Annotated in this window: 1 pseudogene; it reads left to right on the plus strand. The window is 29.3% G+C overall.

Annotation, left to right across the window (positions count from 1 at the left end):
* Positions 1-137: pseudogene (locus BU804_RS01900) on the plus strand (transposase); the annotation flags it as partial.
* Between the last annotated feature and the right edge of the window lie 136 nt (positions 138-273).

The following is a 273-nucleotide window of genomic DNA, read 5'->3' on the forward strand; positions in this document are numbered from 1 at the left end:
GAAAACTATTTGGTGATAAGGGATATATTTCGAAAGAACTTTCAAAGAGGCTTTTGAAACAAGGTCTTGAACTATTTACTACCCTAAGATCGAATATGAAGCAGAATCTTATGAAGTTGACAGACAAAATTCTTCTTAACCTGAATTTTGAATTTATCTCTTTGATAATAAATAAGAAGAATAAAATTTAAATGACAAAGGACCTCTGCATCATTTAAAACATTTGTTTTCCCAAGCTAATGTTTAATATGACATGAGAGGTCAAAATGGATT

It is taken from the genome of Candidatus Protochlamydia sp. W-9, from assembly GCF_001950615.1.
GTDB classification, from domain to species: domain Bacteria; phylum Chlamydiota; class Chlamydiia; order Chlamydiales; family Parachlamydiaceae; genus Protochlamydia; species Protochlamydia amoebophila.